A 14,154-nucleotide genomic window follows, 5' to 3' on the forward strand; every position below is an offset into this window, starting at 1 on the left:
GCCCGATCAGGCTGGCTTGCCGGTGATATCCTCGGCCTCGAGCCCCTCATATTTGAGCTGGAGATAGCGTTCGCGCGTCGCGAGCTTGTCGAGTTCGCCCGCGGCGAGGTTGCGCGCCGCCTCGCCGATCTCGCGTTCGAGCATCTTGAGCCCGCCGACCAGCGTCTCGTCGGGGGTGCGTCCCGCGTGCGCCTCGCCGCGCAGCCCGGCGGGGATGCGCTGATAGCCCGCGACGAGTTCGGGCAGATCCTCGCCGACCAGCTTGCGGATGTTCGCCGCGGCGGGTTCGGCCGGATCGAGCGTCTGGAGCTGCGGCGCGAGCAGGTCGAGCTGGACGCCGATGCCGTCGACGAGGGTGCGCGCGGGCGCCGGCAGCGCCGGGCGCTGCGCCTCGAGCCAGATTTCGGTGCGCCCCGCGAGCTGCTTCAGATCGGCCTTGGGCAAGTCGCCCTGCCGCGGTTCGGGAAAGGGCGGCCATTTGCCGAACAGGATCGCGACGCCGATCAGCAGCAGCGTGACCGCCATCACCCCCGCGAAACCGAGCGGCTGGATCAGCATGCCGAACAGCGCCGCCGCGATCAGCACCGCGCCGCCCGCCATGCAGATGCGGCCGATCTTCTTGAACAGATGCTGGCGGCGCAGCGCCAGGCTCTTGGTGCCGATCGGCCGGCGACGCTCGCGCGACCGTTCGATCGCGGCGTTGCCTGCCAGGACGGTGCGATCGACCTCGCTCATCGTCATCGCGCCCTCACGCCTCCAGCGCGGCGAGCGGGCTGTCGGCGCCGCCGACGCTCGCCTGCGCCTGGCTCGCGCCCTCGGCGCGCGCGATATAGCCCTTCGACTTGGCGACCTCGCCCTCCAGCGCGGTCACGGTCGTCTTCATCGTGTCGAGCGCCTTCAGCTTGAAGGTGTCAATCGCGTCCATCGTGTCGTAGATGTTCTGGAAGGCGCGGCTGAGCGTTTCCATCGGGATCGTGCTCGACGCCGCCTGCTCGTGGATGCGCGCGGTATTGTCCTTCAGCATCTTCGACGTGCCGTCGATGATGTTCGCGGTCGTGGTGTTGAGCGCGGTGATCTGTTCGAGGACCAGCTTCTGGTTGGTCATCGCCTGCGCGACGGTGATCGCGGTCTTGAGCGCGCCGACGGTGGTCGTGGACGCGCGGTCGACGCCCTTCACCAGTTCGACATTGTTCTTCTTGACCAGGTCGAGCGCGAGATAGCCCTGCACCGTCACCGCCATCTGCGTCAGCAGGTCCTGCGTGCGCTGGCGCGCATAGAAAAGCGCGTTCTCGCGGATGATCTTCGCCTTGGCGGGGTCGGTGCCGTCGAGTTCGGCCGCCTTCGCCTCGAGCCGCTGGTCGAGCGTGCCCGCGATGTGGACCATCTGCTCGAGCTTGCCCATCGATTCCCACATCTTGCGGCGCTCGACGTCGATCGCGGCATTGTCCATCAAGAGCTCGTCCTTGCCGTTGGCGAGCGCGGTCAGGATGCCCGAGATATGCGTCTGGGCGCTGCGGTACTGCGCGAAATAATTGGTGATCTTGCTGCCGAAGATCTTGTCGAGGAAACCGCGCTTCGACAGCAATTTGCCGTTCGCCGACGGGTCGAGCCGCTCGACCGTGCTCCTCAGCTCGATCAGATTCTGGCCGATGTCGGTGTCGCGGTCCATCGCCTTGATCGGGCGATCGAGGAAGCGGTTCGAATGGTTCGCCGCCTCCAGCATCTCCTTGCGGCCCATATTGGTGATCTGGTCGATCCGCTTGCCGAATTCGGGCGAATTCTCGTCCTGCGCGACGAGATCGTCGATGAAGCCGTCGACGCGCTCCTCGAGCTTCGACTTCTGCTCGGTCGACAGCGGCACGAGCCCCGCCGCCTTTTCGGGCGCCAGCGGGGGCAGCGGTTCGGGCGGGGTCAGCTTCAGCTCGTCGGTCGCGGTCGCCGTTGCGGTGTTGTCGCTCATTCCTTTTCCTTCCACCCCGATGCCGCCAGCCTATATGGCATGCGGCCCTGTGTTATTCAAGCACTACACCGTTTCCGGGCGGTTGAGCCAAGGCGCAATCCACGCGGACAGGATCAGCTGCGCCATATGATAGACGAGGATCGGGACGAGCACCATGCCGGCGGTGGCGGGCGGGAACAGCGTTGCGGCAAGCGGGGCGCCGACCGCGATGCTCTTTTGCGCCCCGGCGAAGAGCAGGGTGACGCGGTCCGGCCTGCGCAGCCGCAGGAGGCTGCCGAGCAGCCACGCACCGGTGAAGGAAAGCGCGAGCATCGCCGCGACGGCGGCGAAGGCGATGCCGAGCTCGCGCCCGTCGAGCAGGCGCCAGATGCCGCCGACGACCGCGGCGGAGAAGGCGACATAGACCGCGATCGCGATCGAGGTGCGGTCCATGAAGGTCGCCGCGCCGCGATGCGCGAGCACCCACGGCCGCAGCCAGCGCTGCGCCACCTGGCCGGCGAGGAAGGGGAGGAGCAGGATCAGCGCGATACGCAACGCCGCCGCGCCGTGAATCTCGCCCGCGCTGCCGGCGAGCGCGGCGAACAGCAGCGGCGAGGCGATCACCCCGACGAGGTTGAGCAGCGCCGCCGCGACGACGCTCGCGGCGACGTTGCCGCCCGCCATGCTGCTCGCGGCGGTCGCCGACTGGACCGTTGAGGGCAGGACGCCGAGGAACAGGAAGCCGAGCGCGAGCGTCGCGGGCAGCAGCGGCGCGGTCGCGGCCTGCGCCGCGAGGCCGAGCAGCGGCATGAGGGTGAAGCAGAAGGCCAGATTTCCCCCCTGCAGCTTCCAGTTGCGGATGCCGTGCAGCACTTCGTCCCGCGGCAGCCGCACGCCGTTGAGGAAGAAGAGCAGCACGATCGCCGCGGTCGACACGCCCTCGGCGACGGGCACCGCGCCGCCGCGCACCGGCAGCAGGCTCGCGAGGCCAATCGTCGCCAGCAGCACGGGAACGAAGCGGTCGGGAAAGAGGCGGGATAGCATGGGCGCCGGCGATGGCCCAGCGCGCCCGGGTTGGCAACCGTCCAGGACGGGCCGGTGCGGCCTCCCTTGCAACGATGGTGACCGAGCCGTTGCAGAAGGAAAGCGAGGGGCAATCGATGCGGCGCATCATGAAGGGGCCATCATGGCGGCGGTTTTGGGGTGGATTTAAGCCATTCCCCTCCCTTTTAGGGAGGGGTTAGGGGTGGGTGCGCGAGCGGAGCGAGCCCGCAAAAGAACGCCGCCTTCGGCGGCTACCCACCCCCAGCCCCTCCCTAGAAGGGAGGGGGAAGACATGCCCGCATCCGGCCGTCCCCCGCCATCCTCGCGAATCCGTTCGCATCGGGCGCGGCTGTCGCTAAGGGGGTGTCATGGCGCGCATATTGATCCTGGCGGCGCTGCCCGAAGAGGGCGAGGCGCTGTTTCCCGGCCAAGGGACATCCATTGGGGGACCTTTCGCCGCGCGTCGCCTGACCGTGCATGGGCATAAGCTCACTATCGCGACCTCCGGCCTGGGCAAGGTCAACGCCGCGCTCTGTGCCGGGGTTCTGGGCGCCGATGCCGAGCTGTTGCTGATGAGCGGGACGTGCGGGGCGCTGGGGGCGGTGGAGGCGCGCGCTTACTGGCTCGCCGAGGCGGTGCAGCACGATTATGGCGCCGCCCAGCCGGGCCTTTTTCGCCGCTACCGCGCCGGGGAATGGCCGATCGGGGAAGCGGGGGACGCTCATTTCGCGGCCATGCCTGACCCCGGCCTCGGCCTTCCGCACGCGCGGATCGCGAGCGGCGACAGTTTCGTCGCCTGCCCGGACGCCGCGGCAGGTCTCGTGGCTGGCCTCGGGGCATCGCTCGTCGATATGGAGGTCGGCGCCGTCGCGCAGGTCGCGGCGCGGCTCGGGCTCCCCTGGGGCGCGGTCAAGGCGGTCACCGACGAGGCGAACGAGGGCAGCGGTACGGATTTTCACGCCAATCTGGTCCGCGCGGCGCGGCTCGCCGCGCGCGAAATCGAGCGGCTGGTGGCGATGCTGTGAGGCGGGGTGCGGCGCTCGGGCTGATCGCGCTCGCGGTGGCGATGGCGCTCGCGGTGCCCATCCGGCAGCGGTTCGAACCGAGCGATGCCGACATGTTTGCGGCGTGGCGCAACGGGCCGGCGAAGGCCGAGGTTACGGCCATCGAAGCCTATCTCGAACGCGAGAAGGTCGGCCGGGTGCTGCCGCTTGCCGACCTGTTGCGCAGCGACGCGCGCTGGCGGAACTGCCAATCGGCCGAGCCCTTCGCCGTTCCGCCTTCGGCGCAATGGCCCGCGATGGCCGGGACGCTGCGCTATGTTCGGGAGCAGCTCGTCCCCGCGATCGGGCCGGTGCGCGTCGTTTCGGGGTATCGCGATCCTGTCGCCAACGCCTGCTTCAAGGGCGCGAAGGCGAGCCGGCACCTGCGCTTCGCCGCGCTCGACCTGGTCCCGGTGCGGCCGATCCCGCGCGCCCGACTGATCGAGGCGCTCTGCGGGCTCCATGCGCGGACGGGGCCACGGTTCGCCGTCGGGCTCGGCATCTACAACGCGACGCGTTTCCACGTCGACACCGCGGGTTATCGCCGCTGGGGCGGCGACTATCACGCCGCCTCCTCGCCGTGCGGAGGCGGCACCTGATCCCCGGCAATTTTGTTGCGCCGCAGCAGCGCTTCTGTTAGGGGCGCGGCGTTTCGCGGCGCTCCGGGCGCTGCCCCTTTCCATCAAGGCTTATCCCGCATGTCTTTGCGCAATATCGCCATCATCGCGCACGTCGATCATGGCAAGACCACTCTCGTCGATCAGCTTTTCCGCCAGTCGGGGACGTTTCGCGACAATCAGCGCGTCGAGGAACGCGCGATGGACTCGAACGACCTCGAAAAGGAACGCGGGATCACCATCCTCGCCAAATGCACCTCGGTCGAATGGGGTGCGGGCGAGAATGCGACGCGGATCAACATCGTCGACACGCCGGGCCACGCCGACTTCGGCGGCGAGGTCGAGCGCATCCTCAGCATGGTCGACGGCGTCATCCTGCTCGTCGACGCGGCCGAGGGGCCGATGCCGCAGACCAAGTTCGTGACCGGCAAGGCGCTCGCATTGGGCCTGCGCCCGATCGTCGTCGTCAACAAGATCGACCGCAGCGACGCGCGCGCCGCCGAGGTGCTCGACGAGGTGTTCGAGCTGTTCCTGACCCTCGACGCGAGCGACGAGCAGCTCGATTTCCCGATCCTCTACGCCTCGGGCCGCGGCGGCTTCGCCTCGGACAGCCCCGACGCGCGCGAGGGCACGCTGGAGCCGCTGTTCAAGACGATCGTCTCGCACGTCCCGACCCCGGGCCTGCCCGAGGATGCGCCCTTCACCTTCCTCGCGACCTTGCTCGACCGCGACAATTTCATCGGCCGCATCCTGACCGGCCGCGTCCAGTCGGGGACGGTCAAGGTCAACCAGCCGATCCACGCGCTCGATAGGGACGGCAAGGTGATCGAGACCGGCCGCGCGTCGAAGCTGCTGGCGTTCCGCGGGCTCGACCGGGTTCCGGTCGACGAGGCGAAAGCGGGCGACATCGTCGCGATCGCGGGCCTGACCAACGCGACCGTCGCGAACACCATCGCCGACACCAGCGTCAGCGAGCCGATCGCCGCGCAGCCGATCGACCCGCCGACGCTGTCGATGCGCTTTGCCGTGAATGATTCGCCGATGGCCGGCCGCGAGGGCAGCAAGGTGACGAGCCGCATGATCCGCGACCGCCTGACCCGCGAGGCCGAGACCAATGTCGCGATCCGCATCACCGAAAGCGCCGACAAGGACAGTTTCGAGGTCGCGGGCCGCGGCGAGCTTCAGCTCGGCGTGCTGATCGAGACGATGCGCCGCGAAGGCTTCGAGCTCGGGATCAGCCGCCCCAAGGTGCTGTATGGCGAGGATGAGGCCGGCAAGCGCACCGAACCCTATGAAACCGTCGTCATCGACGTCGACGACGAACATAGCGGCACGGTGGTCGAGAAGATGCAGATCCGCAAGGCCGAGCTCACCGACATGCGCCCCTCGGGCGGCGGCAAGACGCGCATCACCTTCAGCGGCCCGTCGCGCGGCCTGATCGGCTATCACGGCGAATTCCTGTCCGACACCCGCGGCACCGGAATCATGAACCGGCTGTTCGAGAAATATGGCCCCTATAGGGGCGTGATCGCGGGCCGCCAGAACGGCGTTCTGATCTCGAACGGCAATGGCGAGGCGGTCGCTTACGCGCTTGGCCCGCTCGAAGAGCGCGGCATCTTGTTCGTGTCGCCCGGCGAGGCGCTCTACGAGGGGATGATCATCGGCGAGAATGCGAAGCCCGAGGATCTCGAGGTCAACCCGATGAAGTCGAAGCAGCTCACCAACTTCCGCTCGACCGGCAAGGACGACGCGATCCGCCTGACCCCGCCCAAGCGCATGACGCTTGAACAGGCGATCGCCTATATCGACGACGACGAGATGGTCGAGGTCACCCCGGCGAACATCCGCCTCCGCAAGGCGATCCTCGATCCGCACGAGCGCAAGAAGGCGTCGCGCAAGAAGGAAGCGGCGTAGGGACCCGTCGGCGGGTCGCGCCGCCGACTTTACCCCTTGAGTTCGGCAGATTCCCGTCGATACTGCAGGTCTAGCGAAAGGATCGGATGTGGCTGAAGTTCGTGAGAAAATGGCCTGGTCGTTGCAGGAATACCGGGACATCATATCGAAGTATAAGCCGATCATCTGCGATTATCCGGATACCGCGGGCCGCGACAGTTTCTGCATCATCCGGCACGATGTCGAGTTCAGCGTGTCGCGTGCGTTCGACCTCATGAAGATCGATTCGGAATGCGGGATTCGCGCCAGCTTCTTCTTCCAGGTCATGAACGGCGCCTATAATCCGCTCAGCGTCGCCAATCGGGCCCTGATCCGCCAGATCGCCGAGGCCGGGCATCATGTCGGCCTGCACCTGTACGTGTCGCACATCGAGCCGGGCGACGTCGCGACGCTCCGGCGCGAACTGGCGTTCCAGCGCGACATTCTGGCTGCGATCCTCGGCCGGGCCGTCGACCGCTTCAGCTACCATCGTCCGCCCCGCTGGGTGCTGGCGCTCGAGGAACCGGTTCTCGACGACATCATCAATGCCTATGCGCCCGAATATTTCGAGCTGACCGACGGCGCGCCGCCCGCCGAGATACTCTATATGGCCGACAGCCAGCACAATTGGAAATATGGCCACCCGCTCGACGACAGCAAATACCGGAAATTCCAGATCCTGCTGCACGCCGACGAATGGACCGGGGACGGCGCGGAGGCGCGCGACAATTTCCACGAGTTGATCGAACGGAACCGGGCGGAATTCGTCGAGATCATTCGATCCGAATGCAATCACTATGATCGGATCATGGCAAATTGACCGGGCGCCATTTCAGCCGCGTCGTCTTTGGCAACAAGAAGACCGCGCTGTCGCTCATCCGCCATCTCGTGCGGATCGACATGGCGCCCGATCTCGTCGTGACGCTGGGCGAGACGGCGCGCGCCGGCGTCGATATCGCCGGGGGCGCGAACGATATGGCGGGGGTGTGCCGCGATCTCGGCATCGCGGTCTATGAATGCTCGAACTACCGGCTGAGCGGCGCGGACGATCAGCGCTTCTTCACCGAAAACGGTTTCGATCTCGCGATCTGCACCGGCTGGCAGCGGTTGATTCCCCAGGAGATTCTCGACCGTTTCGCAAGCGGCGTGTTCGGCTTTCACGGCAGCGGAATGCGCTTTCCCAACGGCCGGGGGCGTTCGCCGCTGAACTGGACCCTGCGGCTCTCGGGAGACCGGGTCTTCCACAATTGCTTTCGCTACGCGGCCGGCGCGGACGATGGCGCCCTGTTCCAGACGACCGAACTTCCGATCGCCGAGCGCGACACCATCGCGATCCTGCAGTTCAAGGCGCTGGTCGATATCAAGCTGAGCGCCGAGCGCCTGTTCGCCGCGCATGCCGCGGGGGCAATCCCCTTGATCGATCAGCCGGATGGCCCGTCGATCTGGCTGCCGAAACTCACGCCCGACGATAGCCGGCTGCAGTTCGCCTCGATGCCGCGCGACCAGCTGCTCGGCATCATTCGCGCTTCGGCCCCGCCCTTCGCGGGCGCCTTTGCGACGCTGTCGTCCGGGGACGAGCCGCGGCGCTGCGTTTTCAGGAACGCGATCGCTTATGACGGTCCGATGGGCGAGCATTGGACCTCGGCTGCGCCCGGGACCATCCTCGACGCTTCCTCCGACTTCTCGGTGATCGCTTGCCTCGGCGGGCCGCTGCTGGTGATCGATTCGGCGGACAGCCTGGAGGACAAGGTCGGCGAACGGCTCGATTGAGCCGCCCCGGCCCCGGATTCTCCGCCGCCGCCCTGGAACCTCAGAACTTCACGCTCAGCCCGGCGGTGATGCGGCGGTCGGTGAGGCCCTGGAAGCACAGCAGCGCCTTGTCGTTGACGCAATATTGGTTCTGGTCGCCGCGCAGCAGGTTTATGCCCTCGACGCCGACATTGATGTGGTCGTTGATGTCGTAGTTGATGCTGGCGTTGAGCTGGCCGCGCGCGCCGTTGATCAGCGGCAGCCCGAAGAAGAAGGGGTCGTTCGACACGTAGCTCGACCGCCACGTGTAGCGCAGCCGCGCGTTGAGCCCGTATTTGTCGTAGAACAGCGTCGTGTTGTACGAATATTTCGACAGGTTCGCGAGGGTGATCAGATCCTGTGAGCCGGGGTGGCCGAGCTGGGTGAAGACGGTGCGCGGTCCGTCGGCGGCGCGATATTCGTGCGCCGAGCCGCCGGTCTTCTGATAGGTGAAATTGCCGATGAAGCCGAAGCCCGAGGCGAAGCCGAGCACGTCCTCCCACGCCGACAGATCGTGCTGGAAGGCGATTTCGACGCCGGTCTGCGTCGTGGTGCCGGGGACGTTGAAGGTCGAGCTGCGCGGGACGCAGATGCCGACGCCCTGGATCGGGTTGTTGATGTTGCGGTTGGCGATCGGGTTGTAGATGCCGCCGCCGGGGCAGGCGGGGTCGATCGAGATGTGGAGATTGCCGTCGGCGTCGAGATTGGGGGCGGGATCCTCCTGCCGCTGCGCGAACAAATTGGTGCGGCTCTTGTGGAAGAAGCCGATGCTGATCAGGCTCGACGGCGCGAAATAATATTCGCCCGACAGGTCGAACGACCACACCGCCTCGGGAACGAGGTCGGGGTTGCCCACCGCGACCGGCGTGTTGGCGCCGGTGCCGAACGAATAGGAGGTCGACAGCGTGTCGAAGTTCGGACGGCGGATGTCGCGCGAGATGCCGGCGCGGACGAGGAACTTGTCGGCGGGCTCGAGGACGAGGCTGAGGCGCGGCAGCAGGAAATTATAATTGCTCTTCGCGACGATCTGGCCCGTGACCTGCCCGTTGGCGATATTGTTGCCGATCGAGGAGAGGTTCGTCCGGAGCCAGCGGACGCCGACGTTGCCGCGCAGCGGCATGCCGGCGATGTCGCCCTCCATATTGGCCTGGAAATAGGCCGCGTTCGTCGTTTCCTTGATGCTGAAGAAGCCGGCGAAGGATTCGGTCGGCGTGGCGAGCGAGGCGACCGGCGGGCCCTGGGTGGCGGCGGCGTTGCTCGCGGCGATCGCGGAATTGAGCGCGTCGAGCACGCTCGCCGGGTCGCGGAACGCGAGTCCGCCGTCGATCAGCAGGAAGTCGCCGAAATAGAGGTCGCGCCCGTCGGCGGCGTTGAAATTGCTCGGCCCCGGAATCAGGATATCCGAAAACAGGTCGCCCGACGGCCGGTTCCAGGCGCTCGTCGTGTTGGTCAGGCTGACGTTCCGCGAGAATTCGTTGTTTTCCGCCGAAGTCCGGTTCCAGCGATAGCCGACGTCGATCGAGGTCACGAACGGGTTGAGGTCGCTGGTGTCGTAGTGGAGGTCGAGCCGCGCGGCGCGTTCCTGATTGTCGGTGGTGTTGGCGCCCTGCGCGACCTGTTGCAGCTGGTAATTGGCGGGATCGAGCAATTGCTCGGTCGTCGGAGCGAAGGGGCTCGATTGGTCGATGCCGAATTGCAGCGTGCCGCCCGTCAGGTCGAACGCCAGCGGAACGCCATTGTCGATGCTCCGCCCGATCGCCGGCTGCGGCCCGTTCGGATTGATGAAATCGAGCGCGGTCGAGAAGTTCGGGAATTTGGATTTTGAGGTCGACAGCGACACCTCCGCGCGCACGGTCAGCTTGTCGGTCGCATCCCATTGGGTGCCGAAATCGAACACCCGGCTCTTGGTCACGCGCGCGCCGGTGTCGCTCGACGTCCGCATATTGGGGTCGATCACGGTGCCGGTCGAGCCGCCGATGCCGATCGTGCCCGCGACCGTCGCCTGAACCTCGCCGAGGTCGATCGGGCCGTCGGGCCCGTCGAGCGTCCCGAAATCGACCGTCTCGAAGGCGGTGTTGTCGGTGGCGTCGACGACCGACGGCGTCGCGGTGCCCGATATCTGCACCCGGTGGCTTTGCTGCCCGCGGGTCTGGTTGTTGAGCGTCGCGTCGAAATAGAGCTTCAGATTGTCGCTCGGCTTCCATTCGAGCGCGGCGGTGCCGTTGTAGGTTTCATATTCGTAATTCTCGAGCCCCTGCTGGAAGAACTGGATGCGCAGGAAGGGAAAGGCTTCGGCGCTGGGCCCCGAGCCGGGGAGGACCACGGCGTCGCGGTCGACGCGCGGCTTGAAGGCGGCGACGTCCTGCCGGGCGTAGCTGCCGCTCACCACGATGCCGATCTCGCCGATGCCGGTGTCCCAATTGTTGCCGATGGTGGCGGACAGCCGCGGCAGGGTCGATTTCGCGAGGTCGCTATTCTCCATCTGCGCCCGCGCCGCGATCAGCGGTCCCTGCAGGTCGAGCGGGCGGATCGTCCGGAGATTGATCGTGCCGCCGACCGATCCCTCGATCGTCTGCGCGGTCGGCACCTTGATCACCTCGACCGAGGCGATCAGCGAGGCCGGCAGGTCCTCGAAGCTGATCCCCGAGCGCCCCGCGCCCGACCCCACGGTCGACACGCCGTTGATCTCGACCCGGTTGGCGTCGGTGCCGCGGATCTGCACGGCGTTGCCGACACCGGCCTGGCGGGTGATCTGGACCCCGGTGACGTTTTCGAGGACTTCGGCCAGATTCTGGTCGGGCAGCTTGCCGATATCCTCGGCCTGAATCACCTCGACCAGATTGTTCGCGTCGCGCTTTTCGACCAGCGCATTCTGAAGCGAACTGCGGATCCCGGTGACGACGATCGCGTCGCCGTCGCCTTCGTTGGTCGGGGCCGGGGCCGGGGTTTCCTGCGCCTGCAGGGGCGCGGCGATCAGGACCGCGGCGGTGCTCGCGAGCAGCGTGGCGAGCGAGCGTCCGCGCGAACGCGCTCCGGTTTCGGTTGTCCCCACCCCTGTCATCGACTCTCTCCCTGTCCATTTTGGTTATGGGACGCGACGCTGGATTGGTCTGCATAAAATGTCAACCAATGATGCAGACCAAGAAATATTATAACATGCAAATATTGGTAGGACATTGTGTCCTACCAATTTAAGGGGGAGAGGGTTGCAAGGGAATGGCGGGACCGATCGCGGGTCCAACCCGCGCGGCCGAACGGGTCGGGGACGGCGCGAGCGCGCGCCGGTCAGTAATCGGGCAGCGCCTGCCGCGCGAAGCCCCAGCCCTTGAGCTCGGCGCTCGCGGCGCGGTCGAGCAGGTCCTGGGCGTCGGCGATGCTCCAGCGGCGCGGGCTTTCGACATCGGCGAGCGCGTCCCAGCCGATCGGCGCGGCGACGGGCGCGCCCTCGCGCGCGCGCGCCGAATAGGGCATGATCGCGGTGCTGCCGCGCTGGTTGCGCAGCCAGTCGATGAAGATCTTGCCCTTGCGCCTCGCCTTGCTCATCGTCGCGACATAGCGGTCGGGCTCGGCGAGGCTGAGTGCTTCGGCGAAGCGCTTCGAGAAATCCTTGTGCGCGTCCCAGCCGTGCCCCGGATCGAGCGGCACGACGACATGCACCCCCTTGCCGCCCGAGAGCATCGCGAAGCTGACCAGCCCGATGTCGGCGAGTCGGCGGCGGATATCGGCGGCGGATTTCTTGACGTCGGCGAAGCCGAGCCCCTCGTCGGGGTCGAGGTCGAACACCATGCGGTCGGGCTTTTCCAGCGCATCGACATGGCTGTCCCAGCCGTGGAACTCGATCGTCCCCATCTGGACGCAGGCGAGGATGCCGTCCGCGTCCTCGACATAGAGATAATCCTCGTGCCCCCCGTCCTTTTCGCGGATCGGGACATGATGGACATGGTCGCCGAAGCTGCCCGAATCATGCTTCTGGAAAAAGCATTTCTTCGCGCGTCCCTGCGGGCAGCGGACGAGGCTGACCGGGCGGCGCGCCATGTGCGCGAGCATGATGGGCGCGACCGCGGCATAATAGTCGGCGAGGTCGCCCTTGGTCGCCTTCGCCTCGGGGAAGATCACGCGGTCGCGGCTGGTGATGACGACATCGCTTCCGGGTGCGGGGGCGGGTTGCCGCGTTTCGGGGGTCACGTCGCTTGCCTCCTTGTCGCTGCGCAGGCCGAGGAAGCTCGCGTGGCGCACCGATCCGCTCGCTGTATATTCGGCGAAGGCGATTTCGGCGACGAGTTCGGGCTTCAGCCAATGGACCTTGCGCGCGGCGGCCTTGTCGACGGCGAGCGGCGCGGTCTTGCGTTCGCGACTCGCGAACCTCTTCGCGAGGTCGGCCATGGTCGCGGCGTCGAAGCCGGTGCCGACATTGCCCTTGTAGACGAGCTCGCCGCCCTCGCGCTGCGCGAGGAGCAGCGAGGAAAAGGGGCGCGCCTTCGCCGACGATGGCTTCCAGCCGACAAGGATGAATTCCTGCCGCCGGGTGCATTTGACCTTGACCCAGTTCTTCGTGCGGCGGCCGGCATAGGCGGCGTCGGCGCGTTTCGAGATGATGCCTTCCTGCCCCGCGCGGCACATCGCGCCATAGAGCGTCTCGCCGGCGCCGATGACATGATCGGCGACCGCGATCGGCGTACTGGCGCCGCGGAGCAGCGCCTCGAGCCGCTCCTTGCGTTCGAGATTGCCGAGTTTGGCGAGCGATTTTCCGCCCTCTTCGAGGAGGTCGAAGGCGAAGAAGAGGAGCTCGGTGCCTTCGTCCTGCGCGCCGTGGCCGCGCTTGAGCACCGCCTGCAGCGACGAGAAATCGGGGTTGCCGTCCGTGCCATAGGCGACGATCTCGCCGTCGATCAGGCAGGGCGGCAGGTCGAGCGCCGCGACATGCTTGACGAGCGGGACGAACTTGTCGGTCCAGTCGAGGCCGTTCCGGGTATAGACGCGCACCTCGCTTCCCGCCGCGGCGATCTCGGCGCGGTAGCCGTCATATTTGATCTCGTGGAACCAGCCATTGCCCGCCGGCACCGCATCGACGAGCGTCGCGAGCTGGAGCGGGCGGAATTCGGGGGGCTTTCCCTTCGCTTTCGGCCTTGCGACCTTTTTGTTATGCGCGGCGGCGGTCTGCATCTTTTTTGCGAACGCCGCGCCCTTCGCCCCTTTCAGCGATTGCTCGCCGCCCGCGTCGCCCGCGATCTCGGCCATGGTGCGGCCGGTCAGCACGCTGGTGAGGTGGCGGCCGGTCAGTTCGTCGCCGCCGCCGGCCTCGGCGTCGTTCACCTTGCGCAGCAGCCAGTTCTCGCGCTTCTCGCCCGGCCGCGGCTTCATGCGGACGAGCAGCCATTCGCCCTTCATCCGTGTCCCGTCGAGGATGAAGTGAAGATGGCCTTTTTCGATATCCTTCGCGCTCTTGCCTTCGACCGGCGCCCAGCTGCCGCGATCCCACAGCATCACCGTGCCGCCGCCATATTCGCCCTTGGGAATCACCCCCTCGAACTCGGCATAGGCCATCGGGTGGTCTTCGGTGCGCACGGCGAGGCGCTTGTCGGCGGGATCGGCGCTCGGGCCCCTGGTCACCGCCCAGCTCTTGAGCACGCCGTCCGCTTCGAGCCGGAAGTCGTAGTGGAGCCGCGTCGCATCGTGCTTCTGGACGATAAAGCGGTGGCCTTGGCCCTTGGCGACCTTGCCCGCGGGCTCGGGGGTCAGCGCGAAGTCGCGCTTGGCGTTATATTGCGCAAGGGGGTCGGCGCGGGCCATG

General features: G+C 66.9%; 10 protein-coding genes. 5 read left to right on the forward strand and 5 right to left on the reverse strand.

Features of this window, described 5'->3' with window-relative positions; genetic code table 11:
- Positions 1-6 precede the first annotated feature (6 nt).
- The 3 genes from CD928_RS17135 to CD928_RS17145 form a co-directional block, all read right to left on the reverse strand.
- Entirely contained in the window at positions 7-735 is a 729-nt protein-coding gene (locus CD928_RS17135; protein WP_255247225.1) for a hypothetical protein, read from the reverse strand.
- A 13-nt stretch (positions 736-748) separates the two neighbouring features.
- Positions 749-1,960 (reverse strand): toxic anion resistance protein, encoded by a 1,212-nt coding sequence (locus CD928_RS17140; RefSeq protein WP_095388315.1) that lies wholly within the window; start codon positions 1,958-1,960, stop codon positions 749-751.
- A 63-nt stretch (positions 1,961-2,023) separates the two neighbouring features.
- Positions 2,024-2,983, reverse strand: coding sequence for a bile acid:sodium symporter family protein (locus CD928_RS17145; RefSeq protein ID WP_095388316.1), 960 nt, complete (start codon positions 2,981-2,983; stop codon positions 2,024-2,026).
- 368 nt (positions 2,984-3,351) lie between these two features.
- On the opposite strand from CD928_RS17145, the gene CD928_RS17150 reads away from it, so the two are divergent.
- From CD928_RS17150 to CD928_RS17170, 5 genes are all read left to right on the forward strand, one after another.
- Positions 3,352-4,008: a 5'-methylthioadenosine/S-adenosylhomocysteine nucleosidase gene (locus CD928_RS17150; RefSeq protein WP_095388317.1), complete on the forward strand. Its 657-nt coding sequence runs from the start codon at positions 3,352-3,354 to the stop codon at positions 4,006-4,008.
- Positions 4,005-4,625 carry a D-Ala-D-Ala carboxypeptidase family metallohydrolase gene (locus CD928_RS17155; protein ID WP_095388318.1) on the forward strand — a complete coding sequence of 207 codons (621 nt, stop codon included), beginning with the start codon at positions 4,005-4,007 and terminating at the stop codon, positions 4,623-4,625. Before CD928_RS17150 ends, CD928_RS17155 begins: the two co-directional genes overlap by 4 nt.
- Before the next feature lie 99 nt (positions 4,626-4,724).
- Positions 4,725-6,557, forward strand: coding sequence for a translational GTPase TypA (typA, locus tag CD928_RS17160; RefSeq protein ID WP_095388319.1), 1,833 nt, complete (start codon positions 4,725-4,727; stop codon positions 6,555-6,557).
- A gap of 88 nt (positions 6,558-6,645) precedes the next feature.
- Complete coding sequence (locus CD928_RS17165) at positions 6,646-7,395, forward strand: hypothetical protein (RefSeq protein ID WP_141237187.1); 750 nt, start codon at positions 6,646-6,648, stop codon at positions 7,393-7,395.
- Positions 7,392-8,345, forward strand: a complete 954-nt coding sequence (locus CD928_RS17170; RefSeq protein ID WP_095388321.1) for a hypothetical protein — start codon at positions 7,392-7,394, stop codon at positions 8,343-8,345. The genes CD928_RS17165 and CD928_RS17170 overlap by 4 nt, the downstream gene beginning before the upstream one ends.
- A 40-nt stretch (positions 8,346-8,385) precedes the next feature.
- Here CD928_RS17170 and CD928_RS17175 read toward each other — a convergent pair whose 3' ends face one another.
- Together CD928_RS17175 and ligD are read right to left on the reverse strand one after the other, a co-directional pair.
- A complete protein-coding gene (locus CD928_RS17175; protein ID WP_095388322.1) occupies positions 8,386-11,424 on the reverse strand; it encodes a TonB-dependent receptor in 3,039 nt (1,012 codons plus the stop codon).
- Positions 11,425-11,648: 224 nt separating this feature from the next.
- Entirely contained in the window at positions 11,649-14,153 is a 2,505-nt protein-coding gene (gene ligD / locus CD928_RS17180; protein WP_095388323.1) for a DNA ligase D, read from the reverse strand.
- Position 14,154 lies beyond the last annotated feature (1 nt).

Source organism: Sphingopyxis sp. GW247-27LB, from assembly GCF_002277025.1.
Classification (GTDB): Bacteria; Pseudomonadota; Alphaproteobacteria; order Sphingomonadales; family Sphingomonadaceae; genus Sphingopyxis.

Excerpts from the sequence above, each read along its gene's own strand:
- CD928_RS17135 (WP_255247225.1), bottom strand. The coding sequence starts at position 735 with ATGAGCGAGGTCGATCGCACCGTCCTGGCAGGCAACGCCGCGATCGAA.
- typA (WP_095388319.1), top strand. The coding sequence starts at position 4,725 with ATGTCTTTGCGCAATATCGCCATCATCGCGCACGTCGATCATGGCAAG.
- ligD (WP_095388323.1), bottom strand. The coding sequence starts at position 14,153 with ATGGCCCGCGCCGACCCCCTTGCGCAATATAACGCCAAGCGCGACTTC.
- CD928_RS17140 (WP_095388315.1), bottom strand. The coding sequence starts at position 1,960 with ATGAGCGACAACACCGCAACGGCGACCGCGACCGACGAGCTGAAGCTG.
- CD928_RS17145 (WP_095388316.1), bottom strand. The coding sequence starts at position 2,983 with ATGCTATCCCGCCTCTTTCCCGACCGCTTCGTTCCCGTGCTGCTGGCG.
- CD928_RS17150 (WP_095388317.1), top strand. The coding sequence starts at position 3,352 with ATGGCGCGCATATTGATCCTGGCGGCGCTGCCCGAAGAGGGCGAGGCG.
- CD928_RS17175 (WP_095388322.1), bottom strand. The coding sequence starts at position 11,424 with ATGACAGGGGTGGGGACAACCGAAACCGGAGCGCGTTCGCGCGGACGC.